The organism is Psychroflexus sp. MES1-P1E (assembly GCF_002836055.1).
GTDB lineage: Bacteria > Bacteroidota > Bacteroidia > Flavobacteriales > Flavobacteriaceae > Psychroflexus.
In genome coordinates this window covers 75,329-95,684 of record NZ_PJBS01000350.1, presented here as the reverse complement: position 1 = coordinate 95,684, position 20,356 = coordinate 75,329, and the positions used below count along the sequence as shown (strand labels likewise).

Below are 20,356 nucleotides of genomic sequence, written 5' to 3'. Positions count from 1 at the left end.
GATTCTCCTTCGAAACCATTTTAATTTCAAAAAATATCAATGTTAGAAATTATTGAACTAAAGTCTAGAAAACTTTCAGATTTACAAGAAATTGCTAAAGAGTTAAAAGTTCCAAAATTTAGAAGTCTTAAAAAATTAGATCTTATCTATCAGGTTTTGGACTATCAAGCAGCTAATCCCGACAAAATGAAAGAGATTCTTAGTAAGGAAAATAACACTAAGACTTCAACTCCATCAGCGTCTAAGGAAGCCCCTCAACAAGATAGCAAGCCAAAGCAACCAGAAAGACCTGATTCTTCGGATACTTCAAAAAAGCCAAGAAAGCGAGTTAACAAAGGGGAGCCTAAAAAAGCACCTAAAAATCCTTTCAAAGATGATGACAGGTCTAAACGGGAACTACAGAAAAATCCTACAGAGAAAAAAGAGGTAGAAAAGGTAACAGATGAAAATCCATCCCCTCCACTAGAGAAACAAAACACTCCAGAAACTCCGAAACCTCAACAAGAGAAAAAAGAACAGACGAAACCCACTCCTCAAATAAAGGAGGCTAAACAGCCTGTTTCTAAACCAATCAACAAGGACGATTCACAAAAAAAATCTCCATCTCCAAAGCCTCAAAACCAAAAAAATCAAAACCCTAAATCTAGGAATGATAATAGGTCTAATGACAAAAATGGAAATAGAGATAATCGAAATAAATACAAAGATCCAGATTTTGAATTTGATTCAATCATAGAGAGTGAAGGTGTCTTAGACCTTATGCAGGATGGATATGGATTTTTAAGATCTTCAGATTACAATTACATGTCTTCTCCCGATGACATTTATCTATCCCAGTCTCAAATTAGACTCTTTGGATTAAAAACTGGAGATACAGTATTAGGAGAAGTAAGACCTCCAAAAGAAGGTGAGAAATACTTCCCCTTAATTAAGATTAAAAAAATTAATGGCCTTGATCCAAAAATTGTAAGAGATAGAGTTTCTTTTGAGCATTTAACTCCACTTTTTCCAGAGGAGAAATTTAGGTTAGCTGAAAAACAAAGCACGCTTTCTACACGAATCATTGATTTATTTTCACCGATTGGTAAAGGGCAAAGAGGCATGATTGTTTCTCAACCTAAAACGGGTAAAACTATGTTGCTAAAGGATATTGCAAACGCCATTGCAGCAAATCATCCAGAGGTCTACCAAATTGTTCTTCTCATCGACGAACGTCCAGAGGAAGTAACAGACATGCAGCGTAATGTAAGGGGTGAAGTTGTGGCATCTACTTTTGATAAAGAAGCTCACGAACACGTTCGTGTTGCGAACTTAGTAATTGAAAAGGCTAAACGCTTGGTTGAATGTGGTCATGATGTAGTAATACTTCTAGACTCTATTACACGTTTAGCCAGAGCTTACAACACAGTACAACCTTCTAGTGGTAAAGTCTTGAGTGGTGGTGTAGATGCAAATGCTCTTCACAAACCAAAACGTTTCTTTGGAGCAGCAAGAAATATCGAAAATGGAGGTTCCCTTTCTATCATAGCTACAGCCTTAACCGACACCGGTTCTAAAATGGATGAGGTCATTTTTGAAGAATTTAAAGGAACTGGTAATATGGAACTACAGTTGGATAGAAAAATTGCTAACCGTAGAATCTTCCCTGCTATAGACCTAACTTCTTCAAGCACAAGAAGAGATGATCTTTTACTTGGTAATCATCAAATTCAGAAAATGTGGATCATGAGAAAATATCTAGCGGACATGAATCCTATTGAAGCAATTGAATTCTTAAATGCAAGAATTAAAGACACCAAATCAAATGAGGAATTTTTAATGTCGATGAACGGCTAAAATCCCTAAATTGATCAATAATAAAAACGCTTCGTAAAATTAAATTTTACGAAGCGTTTTTATTTAAATATCTTACCTAATGCCGCCTATGATTTAACTTTGATTGAAAAGTAATACCAAATAAAATTAATAATGTCGCATAAATAAATTGAATTATACTACGACGTAGCTCAGCACAGATTTTTTTATTGAGATTAAAAAATAATTAGCATAGCCTTAGTTACAGTGATTATTCTTGATAAAAAGCAAGCAAAAGAAAACAATCTATTTCGACATTATAGATGTGTATAAACTTAGTCTGAAACTACTTTATAATTAGGATCTTCAATAATATTTACTTCTATAATTTCTTCAGCATTTTTCAATAAGCGCCTTGAATCAGGAGAGAGGTGCTTTAAATGGATTACTTTACCGTTTTTCTGGTAACGCTCAGTTATTTTGTTTAAGGCTTCTATAGCAGACATATCTACAACTCTGCTTTCTTTAAAATCAATGACCACCTCGTCCGGATCATTAGCGACATCAAACTTATCAGAAAAAATAGTTGTAGACCCAAAAAATAACGGCCCATAAATCTCGTAATGTTTTACGCCGTCTTTATCAATACTTTTTCTAGCTCGTATTCTAATCGCATTATCCCAAGCGAATACCAATGCTGCAATAATGACTCCTACAAGAACTGCTAGAGCTAAATTATGAAGTATAACTGTGACTAAAGTAACGAGAACCATGACCAAAATATCGGACTTTGGCATGCGCTTCAGTGTTCTTAAGCTTGCCCATTCAAAAGTACCTATGGCCACCATGATCATAAGTCCAGTTAGGGCTGCCATAGGAAGTTGCTCTATTATACTGGCTCCAAACATTATAAAGGCAAGTAAGGCGACTGCTGCAATAATTCCAGATAATCTTGCTCTTGCACCGTTGGAAATATTGATTAAACTTTGACCAAGCATTGCGCACCCCCCCATTCCAGAGAAAAAACCAGATATAATGTTGGCACTACCTTGAGCAATAGCTTCGCGATTCCCATTACCACGAGTTTGTGTGATTTCGTCGACAATATTTAGCGTTAATAAACTTTCAATAAGACCCACACCTGCAATGATAGCAGAATAAGGTAAAATTATTAATAAAGTCTCGAAAGAAAGAGGAACTTTTGGGATATGAAACGGAGGAAAGCCACCGCCAATAGAAGCTAAATCTCCAACGGTATTGGTCGAAATCTCTCCAAAATACACTATTCCAAAGACAACAAGTATGGCGACTAAAGAGGCAGGCACGGCTCTAGTGAGCTTAGGTAATAGCCAAATAATAAGCATCGTTAACACAACAAGACCTAAGAGAATAAACAAGTTACTTCCGGTTAACCAAGCTCCAGAAGCATCCTTGAACTGGTCTAACTGAGACATAAAAATTATTATTGCAAGGCCATTCACAAAACCAAAAATTACTGGATGAGGCACTAAACGCATTAACTTACCTAATTTTAATAAGCCTGCAAGCGCTTGAATTATTCCTGCAAAAATAACAGCAGCAAAAATATATTCAACTCCGTAGTCCATAGATAGTGTTACTAGAACAACAGCAATTGCACCAGTAGCACCAGAAATCATCCCTGGCCTACCTCCAAATATGGAAGTAACCAGTGCCATTACAAATGAGGCGTATAAACCTGTAAGTGGGGATAAACCTGCGATTAAAGAAAAGGCAACAGACTCCGGAATAAGAGCCAAAGCAACCGTTAAACCAGACATAATTTCAATTTTATAATCTACTTTTTGCCTAAAATCAAATAAATTTAATAACTTTTTCATCAGTGTTGCGTGCTTGAATTAAAATACTCCTTTTTTCTACGAAAAAAAGTTAGATAAAAGACAAAATCTTCCATTGTAGCTAACGGTATTTACATTCGTAAAAAGTTTGCAAATGTAGAGTTTAAATTCCGACTGATGGAAAGGATTAGCTTTAATTCACATTCTAGAAAAAAATGATTTAACACGCTGAATTACAGTAATTTATTTTTGTTTAAATTGATTTAACGGACTTATAATTTCGATATCCTGGAATTGAATAGCAGCTCTAACGATTGAGTTGATCGATTCTTGTAAAGCTTTTATAATATGTGATTTCAATTCATTTTTATGATGGACCAAACTTATCTCTCTAGAAGGATATGGTTTTTTAAAAAACTTCACATTTTTTTGTTTTTCATCTTTCAAATCTAGGGTATGTAAATAAGGAAGCAATGTCATGCCGAGCCCTTCATCTGATAGTTTTATCAAGGTTTCAAAACTACCACTTTCAAGATAGAATCGTTTTTGATCCGGATGGTTTTGGACACTCTTACAAAGGTTAAGAATATTATCTTTAAAACAATGTCCATCTTCTAGGAGCAAAACTTCGTCTACATCTAAGTCATCTACAGCTATTTCTTTTTGATCAAATAACCTATGCGACTCTGGTATATAAGCCATGAACGGCTCATAATATATGGGTTTTTCGATAATTTTTTCATTGCCAAGTGGAGTTGCGGCTATCCCTGCATCTAGATGACCATCAATGAGTTTGTCTACGATAACATCCGTATGAAGTTCTTCAATTTTCAAATTTATTTTAGGATACTTTTTTACAAAATTATTGAGAAACATGGGTAACAAGGTCGGCATAACTGTAGGGATAATTCCTAGCTTAAATTCTCCACCCACAAAGCCCTTTTGTTGATCCACTATATCTTGTATCCTTACACTTTCATTGACGATATTTTTGGCCTGCTCAATAATTTTCTCCCCAACAAGAGTTAGCTTTATGGGCTTTTTGGTTCTATCAAAAATTTTTACATTCAATTCTTCTTCTAGCTTTTGAACTTGCATACTTAAGGTAGGCTGAGTTACAAAAACCTTTTCTGAAGCTTTGGTGAAATTTTTATACTCCGCTACAGCGAGAACATACTTCAGTTGTGTAATTGTCATTAGTAAGTCGTTTTATGTAAAAATACAATTCTACTAGAAAATCTAATACATGTATAGGATTTGTTAATAAATAAATATGAAAACTTCTAATAAGGGTCTACGTTAATAACCACCTTAACTGACCGAAATTGAGCAATCGCCTTAAACTTATCTACACCCGCTTCAATGTATTTTTTAGAGTTTTTCAAAGATTGGTTTTCTGGGATTTTTATAATAAGGTTTTTATGATACTCATTTCTTATTCTTGCTATAGCTGGAAATTCTGGACCTAAAATATTGGCTTTAAAAATTTGCCTATAATACAAAGCTAGCCAATCTGATGCTTCATTGAGTTTGTTGAAGTCCCTAGACTTAAATGTGATTTTAATCATCCTAAAAAGTGGTGGATACTTAAAATGCCTCCGCTCATCTAGCTGTTCTTTAAACATTTCTTCAAAGTTGTTGGTGGTGACTTGTTGTAATATTTTATGATAAGGATTGTACGTTTGAATTAAAACTAAGCCTTGTTCTTGAGTCCTTCCAGCTCTTCCTGCAACTTGAACCAGTAACTGGAAACTTCGTTCGTGTGCTCTGAAATCCGGAAAATTCAGTAAGCTATCTGCATTCATAACTCCAACGAGTTTTACATGCCTAAAATCCAATCCTTTTGTAAGCATCTGAGTCCCCACCAAAATATCGATCTCTCGGTTCTGAAAAGCGGATATAATATGTTCATAAGCGTACTTTCCTCGAGTAGTATCCAAATCCATCCGCTTAATCACTTTATCTTCAAATAGAGAATTTAACTCCGTCTCTATCTGCTCTGTACCAAATCCTTTAGTACTCACATCTACGGAACCACATGCCATACACTTGGTTTTCATTGCAGTATGATAACCACAATAATGACATCTTAAAGTGTTATTATGCTTATGGTAAGTTAGGCTTACATCACAATTAAGACATTGTGGAGCATCCCCGCAGGTATTACACTCCAAAATCGGAGAATATCCTCTTCGATTCTGAAATAAAATCACTTGCTGACCTTGGTCTAAAGTTTCCCTAATAGCTTTAAGTAGGGTTTCAGAAAAGTGACCTGTCATCTTTTTTTTACGTTGCTGATCTTTTAAATCTACAAGCTCAACACTTGGGGGTTTCACATTCCCAAACCGTCTGTTGAGTTGAACAAAAGCATACTTCCCCTCCCTTACATTATTGAAACTTTCTAAACTAGGAGTGGCTGTTCCCAAGAGTGTTTGAGCTTGAAACACAGAAGCTAAAACAATCGCTGTATCTCTAGCATGGTATCTAGGTGCTGGATCAAATTGTTTAAAACTACTTTCGTGAGCTTCATCTACAACGATAAGTCCAAGGTTTCTAAAAGGAAGAAAAATAGAAGAACGAACACCAATGACAATTTTTCCTTTGGTTTCATTCAAAACATGTCTATAAACTTCTACTCTTTCATTGACGGAGTATTTACTGTGATAAATAAGAACTTGATCCCCAAAATAAGCCTGTAAACGCTGGATAAGTTGCGCTGTAAGTGCAATCTCAGGAAGCAAATAAAGGACTTGTTTACCCTCTTGAATGGCTTTGTCGATTAACTTGATGTACACTTCAGTTTTCCCTGAAGATGTGACCCCTTGCAATAAACAAACTGGATGTGTTTTAAACCCACTTTCTATATCTTCGTAAGCTTTCTGTTGAAATTGATTAAATTGAATGCTAGGCTTATCTTGATGGCCTTTAAACTTTACCCTATCTGTTTGGACTAGATATTCTTCTAAAATAGATTTACTGACTAAGGCTTTTATCACAGATTCAGACACCTCTGCTTTTTCTTTTAAGTCTTTAAGAGAAATTGGTTTTTGGCTTTGAGCGCTTAAGCTGAAAAATTTCAGTAAGGCTTCCTTTTGCTTTGGAGCTCCACTCAGTTCTTCGATGAGTTTTGGCAAATGCTCTTCGGAACCTAAGCTTTCCTTTACTTTTAAATATTTCTTTAATTTGGGCTTGTATTGCCTATTAAATTCTTGATTGACTAGGATTAAAAATTTTTCTGCCATTGAATTTATAACAGGAAAAATAGTCTTCTTGTTTAGTATAAGGACAATCTCACCAATCTTAAGTAAAGGCTGTTTTTGAAGTGCTTGTAAGATTAAATACTCTTCATCTGTAAGTGTCTCGTCTTCATCTATAGTTTGAATATCAAAATCGGGATGCGGTTCAATAGCAGTTTCACTTTCAATTAATAAAGAACTAGGTAAGGCCGATTTTAAAATTTCACCTTCTGTACACAAGTAATAATTCGCTATCCATTTCCAAAGTTTTAATTGTTCAAGAGTAACCGTGGGAGTGTTTTCCAAGATTTCTTCAATCGGTTTGGCCTCATAACGGACAGGTGGGTTTTCATGTATTTTGGCGACTATGGCAGTGTAAACTTTGCGCTTTCCAAATGGGACAGCAACACGCATGCCTACTTTAAGGTGCTCACTTTCTTGTTGTGTTATAGAATATGTAAATCTTTGTTCTAAAGCAATAGGAACAATTACGTCAATATAGAAAGGCATCTATCCACTTTTAAGAATTAGTCATCAATCCTTTTCCATTCTTGTGTTCTGTACAAAAAAGACAGATATCCTCTTACCATCAAAACGTTTGGATCATCCTCATTAAGCCACATTTTGGCATCATAAGTTTTTCCATTTTCAGGATCGGTTACAGTTCCACCTTCGTACTTGTCTTTATCTTTAGACAAATTCTTTAAGATCAGCATCCCTTCTACTTTTTGATTTTTTTGGTCACCTTTACAATATACACAACGCACATCTCGCTTTTCTTCTTTTAGTATTTTTTTGATCCGACCAAAGACTTTACCGTTTTGCTCATAAACCTCTACTATTGATTTTGCTAACCCAGTATTATCATCAATAGTTTTCCACTCACCAAAAACTTCTTGAGAAGACACAAGGTTCACAAAAAGAAAACCTATTGCATATATTAAAATCTTCATCTACTATAAACTTAGCATTCCATTCATCAAGTCTTTATCTGCTGGTTTGTCACAAAACCAAATTCCAAAGAGTGCTTTTTTGTAATCTAAACCTTCAATGGTTCCCAGCTCATTATTATTCTTAAGCACCACAACTCCTTTAGAAGGTAAATAGGTAATATCAAAAACATCCCCAACTGAAATTTCATCAGAAAAAAACGAGATAAATTTATCTATTTTTAGACGAAAAGGCTTTGTATTGCCTTTGGTAGAATTTTGGAAACCTTCCTCCACGGCAGAACTCATCTTCTTACTAGAAATTAGACCAGAAACAATATGAAGTTCAATAGCCATAGGGACATCCCCATTCATCACTTTTGAAGCCTCTGTCATTTTTACATTGGTATACAAGCCTCCAACATACATGTCCATCCAGAATTTTTCTCTTACTCCTGCTCCGTTTAAAGTTAATTGAGTTTCTCCAACTTCTAATGTGTTAGGAAGGTTTACACCTGCAACTTCAGTTTGAGCGATAGATGGCATAGTCGTTATAAGAGCCATCATAAGAACATAAATTGATTTCATAATTTTATTATTTAGATTTTCGTTTTAAATTATATAAGGCTCCGTTGAGTTCAAAACCTAGCAGCAAAATATTTGAATTTAACCAAATATATAACATCAATATTAACAAAGCTCCAATGGAACCATATAGTTTGTTGTAGGAACTAAAGTTTTCAACATAAATGGAAAATAAATAGGTAGTCAAAACAATTAAAATAGTTGTAAAAAAGGATCCAGGAGAAAGAAAACGGGTTTTCCTACCTTCTCTTGTTCCAAAGTAATATAAGATAGAGATTCCAAGAATCAAGACTATTATCAAAATAGCAAACCTACCGTATCTAGCCAATAGTAAAGAATCTCCAACAACTCCAATACTTGTGAACTGATCTATAACAAAGCTAAAATAAACCGTCGCTATAACAGCAATTAATAATAGTATAGCAACAATTATAGCAACACTAACTGCTACTATATATTGTCTAATAATTGTCCTGTTAATTTTGGTATGATACGAAAATTCAAAGCCTGTGAAAATTGCGTTTACCCCGTTAGACATAAGGAAAATAGATAAAACAAAAACAAAAGACAAGAGACCCGCTCTAGGATTGTTGGCTATATCAAAAAAAATATCCTGAAATAAACCTGAGGTTTGAGGTGGCAATAATTCTTCAAAATAGTTAAGTAATTCTTGCTGGAAATCATCGATAAACCAGACAAACGGTATCAGATTTAAAATAAAAAGCAAAAAAGGGAAAATAGCCATAAAAAAGCTAAAAGCAATGGACCCCGCACGAGTTGAAAACGTTCCTTTGATAATACCGGAGATATACAGACTTAATAAGTCATACAATGTAAGACCACCTAAGCCTGGGAGTTTTAGTTGATTTGACCAGTAAGCTACTCGACTTATAAGTGGTATTTTCTTTAATGTATCACTTATTTCAATAGCCATATTAAATGGCTTTTAGGCTAAGATCTAGATTATGAACAGAATGTGTAAGTGCCCCACTAGAAATAAAATCTACACCACATTCTGCATAGTGTTGAGCTGTTTCTAAAGTAATACCACCACTAGATTCTGTGAAACATTTTCCGTCAATAAGTTCGACTGCTTTTTTGGTTTCTTCAAAATTGAAATTGTCCAAAAGGATCCTATAAACCCCATCGTTTTTAAGAATTTCGTCTACTTCTGAAAGCGACCTTGCTTCTACTACTATTTTAAGGTCTAAATCTTTGGACTTAAGATAATTTAAGGTTTTCTGTATAGCCTCTGAAATACCACCAGCAAAATCAATGTGGTTATCTTTAAGCATGATCATATCATACAAGGCAAACCTATGATTTTCTCCACCTCCAATTTTTACAGCTTGTTTCTCAGGAGCTCTAAAGCCTGGCGTGGTTTTACGAGTATCTAAAATTTTGGTTTTATAATCTTTTAAAAGTGAGTAAAATTGATGTGTTTTAGTTGCAATTGCACTCATTCGTTGCATGGCATTGAGTGCTAGGCGTTCAGATTTTAGAATGGACCTACTCGAACCCGAGATATAAAAAGCAATATCCCCATATGACATGGAGTCTCCATCTTGCATCAGTTTATCAATCTTTAAAGAAGGATCAACATAATTAAAAACTTGCTCTGCAAAATTAATTCCAGCTATAATTCCTACATCTTTTACCAATAATTTGGCTTTTCCCATGGCATTTTCTGGAATGCAGGCTAGGCTAGAATGATCTCCTTCTCCGATGTCTTCTCTAATAGCATTTTGAATGATAATCTGAACTTCTTCTGCCAATTGCTTTTCACTAATCATTCTGTTTTCTATTTTTGTCTCCAACAAAGTTAATCTTTTTTATACGGATGACCATCACATTGCTCCTAGTTGGTAAGACCGACAACGCTCAGGTTCAAAACCTGGCCACAGAATATCAAAATCGCCTTTCTCATTTTGTAAACTACAAGGCGGACGTTATTCCTGATTTAAAAAAAACCAAGAATATGGATATCGCTCTTCAAAAAGAGAAAGAAGGAGAACTCATTTTGAAAAAAATATCCACTTCAGATTTTTTGGTTCTTTTGGACGATAAGGGAACAGAATTTACATCATTAAAATTCTCCGATTGGATACAAAAACGGATGAACTCAGGTTTGAAGCAATTGGTTTTTGTGGTTGGAGGACCTTACGGTTTTTCTGAAGCCGTTTACAAAAGAGCAAATCAAAAAGTGTCGCTGTCCAAAATGACATTCTCCCACCAGATGATCAGGTTATTTTTTACAGAACAACTCTACAGGGCTTTTTCCATTTTAAACAACCTCCCTTACCATCATGAATAAAAAAGGGGCTATCTAGAAAGACAGCCCCTTTTTTTTAGTCAATAAGAAGAATGTTATATGATTAGCATAGCATCTCCATAAGAGTAAAACTTATAGTTTTCTTCTATAGCTTCCTTATAAGCTTTTTCCATGAGTTCATGACCTGCAAAGGCAGATACCATCATCAACAATGTTGATTTTGGCATGTGGAAATTAGTAATCATGCAGTTTGCAATTTTAAAATCATAAGGAGGAAAAATAAACTTATTGGTCCAGCCAGTAAATTCATTTAGCCTACGATTAGAACTTACAGTGCTTTCTATTGTTCTCATTACGGTTGTACCTACCGCACAAATTTTTCTTTTTTCTGACTTGGCGTTGTTAATAATAGATGTTGCCTTTTCATCTACCTTAATTTGTTCGCTGTCCATTTTATGTTTAGATAAATCTTCAACCTCTACAGGACTAAAAGTCCCTAAACCTATATGAAGGGTAACTTCTGCAAAATCAATTCCTTTAATTTCTAAACGCTTTAAAAGGTGTTTGGAAAAGTGAAGCCCAGCGGTAGGTGCAGCAACAGCCCCTTCTTCTTTTGCATAAATAGTTTGATAACGTTCTGCATCTTCTGGTACTACATCTCTTGTGATGTATTTTGGAAGTGGAGTTTGTCCAAGCTCAGTTAACTTAGCTCTAAAATCTTGGTAAGAACCATCGTAAAGAAAACGTAGAGTTCTTCCTCTATTAGTAGTATTATCGATGACCTCTGCTACTAAACTTTCATCTTCACCAAAATAAAGTTTGTTACCAATTCTTATTTTTCTGGCAGGATCTACCAAAACATCCCAAAGTCTGGTTTCAGGATTGAGTTCTCTAAGCAAAAATACTTCGATTTTTGCACCGGTTTTTTCTTTGTTACCGTAAAGTCTTGCAGGAAAAACTTTGGTGTTATTAAACACCATGACGTCTTTTTCATCAAAGTAATTAATAACGTCTTTAAATATTTTATGCTCAATTGAACCATCTTTACGGTTTATCACCATCAGCTTAGCTTCGTCTCTATGTTCTGAGGGAAATTCTGCTAAAAGGTTTTCAGGTAAAGTATATTCGAATTGTGAAAGTTTCATTCCCATAGTCTGATATTTTTTTAAAAATGCAAATATACTATCGTGAGATAGGCGATGTCAAGTGTTTTATTGTTTATTTAGCTTAATAAGTTTCAAATCAGCGGTTTTACTGGATACCAAGTGCTTTTATTTTTCCCCAAAAGTCTGGAAATGATTTTGAGACAACCTCTGGATTTAATATAGTCAAATCTACTTTTATAGCTAATGGGGCAAATGCCATTGCCATTCTATGGTCTTGGTAGGTCTGTACAGAAACGGATTCCTTAAGATTAGCCTTAGGGCTTAATTGCAAAGATTCGTTGGAAATTTCTACTTCAGCACCAAATTTTTCAATTTCAGTCTTAAGAGCCACCAGCCTATCGGTTTCTTTCACCTTCAAAGTATGTAAGCCAGTTAAATTACAGGCTATATTAAGCCCTAAACAAGTTACTGCAATAGTTTGAGCAAGATCTGGAGTGTCATTGAGGTCCAATTCAATTTTTTCGGGAAGCAATACTCCTCCTTTTTTTGAAATTAATATAGAATCCCCATTAAATCGAGTTTCAATGCCGAAAAGTTTATAAAACTCTGCCACTTTGGAATCGCCTTGTAGGCTATTTTTTTGGAATGTAGAAAGTTCAAATTCTCCATGATCCATCAAAGCTAAACAACTGTAAAAATAAGATGCTGAGCTCCAGTCTGATTCTACAGCAATAGTTTTGGGTTCAATTTTGGTCTTCGGATGTACTTGAATATGCGATTCCTGTAAATCTACTTCAACACCAATAGATTTTAATGCTACGGCAGTCATCATCAAATAGGGCTTTGAGGTTACCTTTGACTGTAAGTAAATAGAGAGTCCATTTTTAAAAGAAGGAGCAATTAACATGAGTGCAGTAATATACTGGCTGCTCACACTAGCTGGTATAGAAATTTTATCCTTATGTAAAGATTCTCCACGAATCTTAAGCGGAGGAAAACCGTCGTTGCCCAAATATTTGATATGACCGCCAAGTTCTCGCATAGCTTCTACCAAAATACCTATTGGACGCTCATGCATTCTTTTACTGCCTTTTAAAACAACTTCTAAATTAGGCAACGAAGACAAATAGGCTGTTAAAAATCTCATAGCAGTCCCCGCGTGGTGGATATCTATCTCATCGCCATTTTCTTTGAGGCTTGTTAAGGCTTTATGTAATACACGGGTATCATCACAGTCGGATAAACCACTTAATTCAATATTAGGAAACTGGGCCTTTAAAATCAAATACCTATTGGAAATACTCTTAGAACCAGTGATATGAAGCTTGAATTTGCTTATTGATGTTTGCCTAAAACTAAGCTTCATTGACTTTCATTTTTCTTGATTTTCCCTCTAAACTTCAAAAAGGTGACTACAAATCCATATACAAAACCACTCATTATGTTGGCAACAAAAAATCTCAATAAATTGTCCTTTGAAAATCTCTTTTCTACAAATAAGGAAAGGTCAAAATCATAACCAAACCACATATCTATAAGATTATAAATCACAATAAAGCCAATGGCTAGTGTGATAACTGATCGCCAAAAACCTATGGCAGAAATAACTTTTTGAAACATTTATTTAAGTTTTGGATTGTTTTTATGACGATCGTGGTCCCGTTTGGTTTTAAGATCTAATTTCTTGTCGAACGCCTCTTGCAAATCAATTCCTGTTTGGTTTGCCAAACATAAGACAACAAACATAACATCGGCTAACTCCTCTCCCAAATCTTTTGACTTATCGCTTTCCTTTTCACTTTGTTCACCATAGCGTCTAGCGATGATTCTTGCAACTTCACCAACTTCTTCCGTAAGTTGAGCCATGTTGGTAAGTTCATTAAAATATCTTACGCCATGAGAATTTATCCATTCATCCACTTCTAGTTGAGCACCTTTAATGTCCATAAATAATTATGATTTAACGAGAACAATTTTTTCGTTCTCTTTATTCATCAAAGAAATATAAAATTCTCGCAATAAGCTATAATCTTGAGGTAAAAATAAAGCAACATTGACCTCATGGTTGACCTTTACTAAAATCAAATTATTATAAACCTCTATCAGATAAGTAAGTTTTGCAACTCCATCGCCTAATTTTAAGATTCCTTTTTTTGGTAGATAATCTACTTTATATCCCTCGGGTATTTTAAGTGATATCACATACTCGAGATTTCTTGGGAATGTGATATCGACAGGATATATTCTCGTCTCACCTTTAAAAGGATTCTCTTTTAGCTTTAAAAATAGCATTGGTGATACATAAAGTTTATCTCCAATTTTCTCAACAAGTTTTGCCTTTCCTGAAAAATTAAATTCTTCTACCAAAGGCTTTGAAGGGGCCTTTAAATTTTTAGTTTTAATATCACTCATTTGATCTATACTAAAGTAATTTTCATAGTTCATCCTTTTTTCATCCTCACTTTTATTATTTAAAGATCTTCTAGACTCCCAACCGTATTGATCTCGTGAAATTATTCTACAGAACCCACTTATTTCACCTTGAGTGTTAAGTTCTGCTTTCACTTGATATTTTTTTAATGAATTTGTCGATGGAAATATATCCAGCGCTTGGAATCCATCAGGTTTAATTAGTGTACCCTTCCAGTTTAAAGCACGACTTGGTAAAATATTTGGAGAAGCAAATTCATCTGTTGCATCTAATAAATATATTTCTCCTTTAATATTGACATTAGTAAATACATAATTCAAACCCGATATAGTGGGGAATAACGGAATGCCATTGGATATTGTACTAGATAATACGGGATTAGCATCTAGGTTAGCCTCCCTCAACATAGCGGTTAGCATAATATTAATATCCGCTGAATTCCCTACGCCTTCGTCGTATATTTTATTGAGCTTATTACTAGTAAACCGTCTCTCTTCATCATTCCAAGTCATTTTATTTTTTACAAAATTAAAAACAGCAATCATTTTATCTTTAGGAAGACTCTTATCTTTCAGAATAGAGTTAAGATCATTCTTAAAATATCGTGTTCTAGAAATTTCTTTTTTATATGTATCCGTTTCACTTAAGGTTTTAACCACATCATCCCAGGTTATGGAGACGACTTTAAACGGTTCTAGCAGTCGGTTTTTATAGGAGGATAGCTCGTAGCCTACGGATGGAAAATAGTTTGAAATTTTGTTTACATAGGGTTCGTTCTCAATTTTAGGCAAATTAGTTCCAACATATATAATTTCTCTAATAGGAGTATCTAGGTTTGTTCCTTCATATTTTACGTATAACGAGCCTTTTTTAACTTTATCTATGGTTTCAAAAGGATAATAGCCTTTAGTTCTAACATTGTAAGCCAAGTAATCTATCGGTATACTTGTTTTATATTCAGAATAACGAGTTGGCGTACTATTTTGAAAAATCCAATTTGACAACTTACTGATATGTGGGGAATCAATTGAGTAAGAATACTGAAGGATTACACCATCTTGAACTTTAGGTAAAGTGAATTTTTTAGCTTTCCAAAACTCGCTTAAATCCACATCAAAAATATCGCTCTCTTCTAATTCTTCCTTTTCAATTTTACCATCTTTTTCATAGTAAACAGAACCCTTAATATTAGATAATGTTTCTTTGTCTGGGTTTCGTTCTCCAATATAGTAGGGAAGTTGAACATTAGCTTGACTATAGCCTTCTTTGGTATATATTTTTATCCTTTTGACTACTACAAATTTATATTCCCAAGAATTCATGATAGAAAAAGAAATTTCTCCTTTGTTATAAAAAACTTCAGCTGAGGTGGTCGAGTCTAGAGTGCTTTGGGTTTCCCTCAACATGTCTAAGGTAATATCCTCAAGGGGCTTGGTCTGAGAAAGGGTAAGATTAAAATAAAACTAAAAATGATGTATAAATTAATTTCACGTTTAAAGGATCTAATTGGAGTTGTAATTATAAATTAGTAGAATTTGCTTTTCAATTGATAGACAGACACTAAATTCAGATTTTAAGCAAGAACATATCACTCTAACTATGAATATTTTCAAAAAAATCATCTCAATTTACAAACCCTCTACAGACTTAAACTAGAGTGAATTCAAGGGTAAATAAACACAAAAATCGTTGGATTTATCACCACTTTTTGTGCGTGATGAGTGTCCTTTATAATATCATGAAAGATTGGGGTTTATAAATTTATCGACATGTAGTTGAGCCGCTTTAATTTCTTTAAATAGTTATGATTTAATGAGAACAATTTTTTCATTCTCTTTATTCATTAAGGAAATATAAAATTCTCTCAATAAGTTATAATCCTGTGGTAAAATTAGCGGCGCGTTGATTTCCTGACCAACCTTTACTGAAATTACATTATTAAATTTCTCTATCAAATAGGTTAATTGCGCAACACCTCCTCCCAATTTGAAAATTACCTTTTCTGGTAAATAATCTACTTGGTAGCCTTCAGGAATTTTGATAGTGATAAAATGTTCTATATTTCTAGGAAAGGTAAAATCGATTGGGTAAACCCTTTCTTCTTCTTTAAAAGGATTCTCTTTCGATTTTAAGAACAACATCGGAGATAAGTAAAGCTTATTTCCTATTTTCTCAACAAATTGCTCCTTTCCTGAAAAGGTGAAACCTTCTAATAATGGTTTCGAAGTGTCTTTGAGATTTGAATTTGATACCTCTTCAATTTTGTTGACACTATAAGCACTCTCATATTTCAATTTTAATTCATCATTGCTTTTATTATTTAAAGATCGTCTAGATTCCAAACCATATTGATCCAAAGAAATTATTCTACACATTCCGTTCACTTCCCCTTCTGAGGTGAGTTCTGCTTGGATTTGGAATTTTTTAGTTGAACGAGTAGAGGGAACAAGGTCTAAAGGTTGAAATCCATCTGATTTAAGAATAGTTCCTGTCCAGTTAAGGGCACGCTTAGGTAAAATATTTGGAGATGTATATTCATCTGTAGCATCTAAAAGATAAATTTTACCATTGATATTGACATGAGCAAATACATAATTAAATCCTGATATAGTCGGAAACAATGGAATGCCATTAGATATTGTACTAGACAGGACTGGATTAGCATCCAAATTGGCCTCTCTTAACATTGCTACTAGCATAACATTAATATCTGCTGAATTCCCTATACCATCTTCATAAACTTTATCTAACTGATCACTCGTGTATCTTCTTTCTTCATCATTCCAGGTCATCTTATCCTTTACAAAATTGAAGATTGTATTCATTTTGTCTTTTGGAAGAGTCTTGTCTTTTAGTATAGCTTTTAGATCATCTTCAAAATAATTTGATCTTGAGATTTCTTTTTTATAAGTGTCTGTATCACTTAATGTTTTTGCCACATCATCCCAAGTTTTTGAGACTGACTTATTAGCTTCATACTGGCCAGTTTTATAAGACGATAACTCATAACTAATAGAAGGTAAATAGTTTGAAACATTATTAACAAAGGACTCATTTTCAATTTTAGGTAGATTTGTACCAATATGCTTAGACTCTTTTATTGATGTCCTCGCTCGAAATCCTGCTAATGAACTCTCCTTTACATCGCTGAACGTTTCAAAGGGATAATAGCCTTTTGTTTTTATACTATAGGCTAAATACTCCCCTGGGATTCTTGTTGCATATTCAGAATACCGTGTCGGTATAGTGTTCTGGAATACCCACTTTGGTAGATTGAAAATATTTGGAGAATTTATAGTATAAGAATATTCAATAATAACACCATCTTGAATTTTGGGCAAAGTAAATTTTTTAGCTTCCCACTTTTCGCTTAAATCCACATCAAAAATATCTCGATTTCTTAGTTTTTCACGTTCAATTTCTCCGTCCTCCTCATAGTAAACATAGCCATCTATATTGGATACAGATTCTTTATCTGCATTTTTCTCCCCTATATAATACTGGATTTGGACATTGGCTTGATCATAACCTTCTTGACTGTATATCTTTATTCTTCTAATCACCTCAAATTGATATTCCCAAGAATTTATTATAGAAAAAGATATTTTTCCTTTTTCATAAAGGACTTCAGCAACCGCAGAAGAATCTGAAGGGCTTTGGGTTTCCCTCAGCATTTCTAACGATATATCCTCAAGTTCCTGAGATTGAGAATAATTAAAATTAAAAGCAAGTAGAGTAAGTAATAATGCGAAAATTAATTTCATTTTCAAAGATTTTAAAGATTGGTATTTAAGAGGATTAGGTCAATTTTAAACTTAATTTAGTGTTGTCATACTTCGAAATTTGTGAAAAGAATTCAACAAATTTTTCGTAATCAGATTTTTGATAATTATTCGTATTCAACTTAAAGTATCGTTTTACAATTAGCGTATTGTCTTTAAGTTCAAAACTTAGTCGATAGGAACCAAATTCGGAGTCTAAACTAATATTTTTAAGCTCAGTGTCTACGGTGAGATTTTCTAAATTGAAAGTAAATTCGTCCTCGTCGACGAATCCTCTTGATACATTAAATGGAGTTTGTCTTACTTTATAATTAGGCAGATTAACTTGAAATTTATTAAACGGATTAACATCTAATATAAGATCATTCCCATAAATTTTAACATAGTTATCCGCTTTAAGTTTAACCTTCTCAAAGAAAGTCACATCCTCTTTATTATTCGAAAACTCATGACTTATAAGAGTCATTTCTTTTAAGTTTTCCCAGTACGATAAATAATGTGAGTTTATATTTTTCTTATTTTCTCCATCAAGACTGTATCTGTTGTTATATTGTGTGCCTCTGGTCTTAATTTTTACATCAGCAGTAATTGCCTTTTCAATAATATTTATTTCTGCTGTGGTTTTTTGGTAATTATCCTTTTCTGTATAGGCTGGAGTTCGTAATATTTCTCCCCCACTTGGTTTTACAGCCAAAACTTTTCTATCGTCTGTAAAGGTGCCTAAAAAATTGAAGGGAATGTCTTGGCTTGTACATTCCAGCCAAATATCTTCTTCATTTTCTTGAGGTATATTTAGAATAACATGATTTCCCTGCATAGAAGTAAAATCTTCAGTTATATCTTGAATTTCAGAACCGGCATAAACAACGCAATAATTAGATTCAATATCGACCAGATTGAGCAATGCCTTTGTATAATTCGTTAAGCCTTTACAGTCCCCATACTTTTTATCATCAACTTCTTCTGCCGAAATTGGCTTCCAACCTCCTAAACCAATTTGAACACTTATATATCTCGTATTATTTTGAACATACTCATATATTGCCTTAGCCTTCTCTCTTGTAGTTTCAAGGTTTTGAGTAAGTAATTTAATTTCAGAAATTGTAGATTCTGGAAGTTGATCTAAGCCTTTTAGTAAATTTTCATGTTGCCATAAACCAAATTCCTGCCAGTTACTCACCTCTCCTCTTTCCCCTTCAAGCTCAAATTTTTGTAGAGCAAACATAACCTTTGGTGTAAATGTTTCAAAAGAAGGGCTATAAACTTCTCTAGATATAGACGGCAAATTAGAGACTGAATAGCTTAATAAATTAGGATTATCGTTCTCTATCGAAACCTCGTCCATAAACTCATTTTCTGAAGATCTCAAAACAATTTCAGACTTGTTTTCTATTCGAAAGGTCGATGATTTAATAGACTGATAATAATTCGCATGAGGAGTAAAACTTTTTATAAAAGCTGTATTACTGGTCTTGGTTTCTTTTTCAAAATGAATGGTAACAGGGTAACTTGAAGGTGTATATTCGAGGTATTTAACTCTATTATCGGTATATAAACTAACTGAACTTACAGCACTAACATCCATAAAATCCCTTTCTTTAAAAGTTTTGATTTCTGAACCTAAAGCATCATAAATTGCAACCTCTAAGTTTCTAATCTTAGTCGATTTATCATAGAAAGCATAAGCATCTAAGGCTGACATACCTTTTTCATTAAGGATAGTTATTATTTTATCCTCGCTTATGGTCATATCATCATAGCCATCTATAGTGACTCGAATGTCTTGTTGAAGAATAACTGAGTTGGATTTTTCTATCAACTCAGCAGTTAGATTTGCTATCGAATATTTTTCTTGTGCACTGGAAATAAACATCACAAAAAGTGATACTAAGGATAAAGTATTTTTCATATAATCAAAAATATAAAAAATTATTAAAGTTTCTGTGAAATTCTATAATTTAACCTTAGAATCTAGTATAAATGTTAAAGGTCCATCGTTGATTAATAAAATCTGCATATCAGCTCCAAATCTTCCAGTTTGAATTTTGGTGATAGTATCATTTTGAAGAGTTTTTAAGAAATCTTCGTAGAGTTTTTTGGCCAACTCTGGCTTGGCGGACTTCGTAAAACTAGGTCTATTTCCCTTTTTTACTGAAGCATGTAAAGTAAACTGACTCACGACGAGCAATTCACCTTCGATATCTTTAAGGCTCAAATTCATCTTGCCCTGTTCATCAGGGAAAACTCTTAGATATATTATTTTTTTGACCAGCCAATCTATATCCTCTTGCCCATCTTCATGTTCAATACCCAAAAAAATAAGCAAGCCTTTATTTATAGTTCCTGAAGTTTCATTTCCTATTTCAACTGTAGCTTCCTTTACTCTTTGTACAACTATTTTCAT

General features: G+C 33.8%; 17 protein-coding genes. 2 read left to right on the top strand and 15 right to left on the bottom strand.

Translation table 11 applies throughout. The features are described 5' to 3' along the window. Positions 1-39 precede the first annotated feature (39 nt). Positions 40-1,836, top strand: a complete 1,797-nt coding sequence (gene rho / locus CXF67_RS17410; RefSeq protein WP_102089908.1) for a transcription termination factor Rho — start codon at positions 40-42, stop codon at positions 1,834-1,836. A gap of 293 nt (positions 1,837-2,129) precedes the next feature. Here rho and CXF67_RS17405 read toward each other — a convergent pair whose 3' ends face one another. From CXF67_RS17405 to nadC, 7 genes are all read right to left on the bottom strand, one after another. After that, a complete protein-coding gene (locus CXF67_RS17405) occupies positions 2,130-3,653 on the bottom strand; it encodes a SulP family inorganic anion transporter (RefSeq protein WP_102089907.1) in 1,524 nt (507 codons plus the stop codon). A gap of 201 nt (positions 3,654-3,854) precedes the next feature. After that, positions 3,855-4,808, bottom strand: coding sequence for a LysR substrate-binding domain-containing protein (locus CXF67_RS17400; protein WP_102089906.1), 954 nt, complete (start codon positions 4,806-4,808; stop codon positions 3,855-3,857). An 86-nt stretch (positions 4,809-4,894) separates the two neighbouring features. Continuing rightward, complete coding sequence (priA, locus tag CXF67_RS17395) at positions 4,895-7,357, bottom strand: replication restart helicase PriA (RefSeq protein ID WP_102089905.1); 2,463 nt, start codon at positions 7,355-7,357, stop codon at positions 4,895-4,897. Between the two features lie 17 nt (positions 7,358-7,374). Beyond that, complete coding sequence (locus CXF67_RS17390; RefSeq protein ID WP_102089904.1) at positions 7,375-7,800, bottom strand: DUF2147 domain-containing protein; 426 nt, start codon at positions 7,798-7,800, stop codon at positions 7,375-7,377. A 3-nt stretch (positions 7,801-7,803) separates the two neighbouring features. Further along, the gene (locus CXF67_RS17385) at positions 7,804-8,364 is read right to left on the bottom strand and encodes a chalcone isomerase family protein (protein ID WP_102089903.1); all 561 of its coding nucleotides are present in this window, start codon (positions 8,362-8,364) and stop codon (positions 7,804-7,806) included. A gap of 7 nt (positions 8,365-8,371) precedes the next feature. Then, positions 8,372-9,295 carry a YihY/virulence factor BrkB family protein gene (locus tag CXF67_RS17380; RefSeq protein ID WP_102089902.1) on the bottom strand — a complete coding sequence of 308 codons (924 nt, stop codon included), beginning with the start codon at positions 9,293-9,295 and terminating at the stop codon, positions 8,372-8,374. 1 nt (position 9,296) lies between these two features. Continuing rightward, a complete protein-coding gene (gene nadC, locus CXF67_RS17375) occupies positions 9,297-10,154 on the bottom strand; it encodes a carboxylating nicotinate-nucleotide diphosphorylase (RefSeq protein ID WP_102089901.1) in 858 nt (285 codons plus the stop codon). Positions 10,155-10,201: 47 nt separating this feature from the next. On the opposite strand from nadC, the gene rlmH reads away from it, so the two are divergent. After that, positions 10,202-10,675, top strand: a complete 474-nt coding sequence (gene rlmH, locus CXF67_RS17370; protein ID WP_102089900.1) for a 23S rRNA (pseudouridine(1915)-N(3))-methyltransferase RlmH — start codon at positions 10,202-10,204, stop codon at positions 10,673-10,675. Between the two features lie 53 nt (positions 10,676-10,728). Here rlmH and queA read toward each other — a convergent pair whose 3' ends face one another. From queA to dtd, 8 genes are all read right to left on the bottom strand, one after another. Continuing rightward, the gene (queA, locus tag CXF67_RS17365; protein ID WP_102089917.1) at positions 10,729-11,778 is read right to left on the bottom strand and encodes a tRNA preQ1(34) S-adenosylmethionine ribosyltransferase-isomerase QueA; all 1,050 of its coding nucleotides are present in this window, start codon (positions 11,776-11,778) and stop codon (positions 10,729-10,731) included. 106 nt (positions 11,779-11,884) lie between these two features. After that, positions 11,885-13,105 (bottom strand): 3-phosphoshikimate 1-carboxyvinyltransferase, encoded by a 1,221-nt coding sequence (locus CXF67_RS17360; RefSeq protein ID WP_102089899.1) that lies wholly within the window; start codon positions 13,103-13,105, stop codon positions 11,885-11,887. Continuing rightward, positions 13,102-13,359: a hypothetical protein gene (locus tag CXF67_RS17355; RefSeq protein WP_102089898.1), complete on the bottom strand. Its 258-nt coding sequence runs from the start codon at positions 13,357-13,359 to the stop codon at positions 13,102-13,104. The genes CXF67_RS17360 and CXF67_RS17355 overlap by 4 nt, the downstream gene beginning before the upstream one ends. After that, positions 13,360-13,686 carry a nucleotide pyrophosphohydrolase gene (locus tag CXF67_RS17350; RefSeq protein WP_003437024.1) on the bottom strand — a complete coding sequence of 109 codons (327 nt, stop codon included), beginning with the start codon at positions 13,684-13,686 and terminating at the stop codon, positions 13,360-13,362. Between the two features lie 6 nt (positions 13,687-13,692). After that, positions 13,693-15,576, bottom strand: a complete 1,884-nt coding sequence (locus CXF67_RS17345; protein WP_257984744.1) for a DUF3857 domain-containing protein — start codon at positions 15,574-15,576, stop codon at positions 13,693-13,695. Positions 15,577-15,972: 396 nt separating this feature from the next. Next, the gene (locus CXF67_RS17340; protein WP_102089897.1) at positions 15,973-17,934 is read right to left on the bottom strand and encodes a transglutaminase domain-containing protein; all 1,962 of its coding nucleotides are present in this window, start codon (positions 17,932-17,934) and stop codon (positions 15,973-15,975) included. 34 nt (positions 17,935-17,968) lie between these two features. Beyond that, positions 17,969-19,861 (bottom strand): DUF3857 domain-containing transglutaminase family protein, encoded by a 1,893-nt coding sequence (locus tag CXF67_RS17335; RefSeq protein ID WP_102089896.1) that lies wholly within the window; start codon positions 19,859-19,861, stop codon positions 17,969-17,971. A 42-nt stretch (positions 19,862-19,903) separates the two neighbouring features. Then, positions 19,904-20,356: a D-aminoacyl-tRNA deacylase gene (dtd, locus tag CXF67_RS17330; RefSeq protein ID WP_102089895.1), complete on the bottom strand. Its 453-nt coding sequence runs from the start codon at positions 20,354-20,356 to the stop codon at positions 19,904-19,906.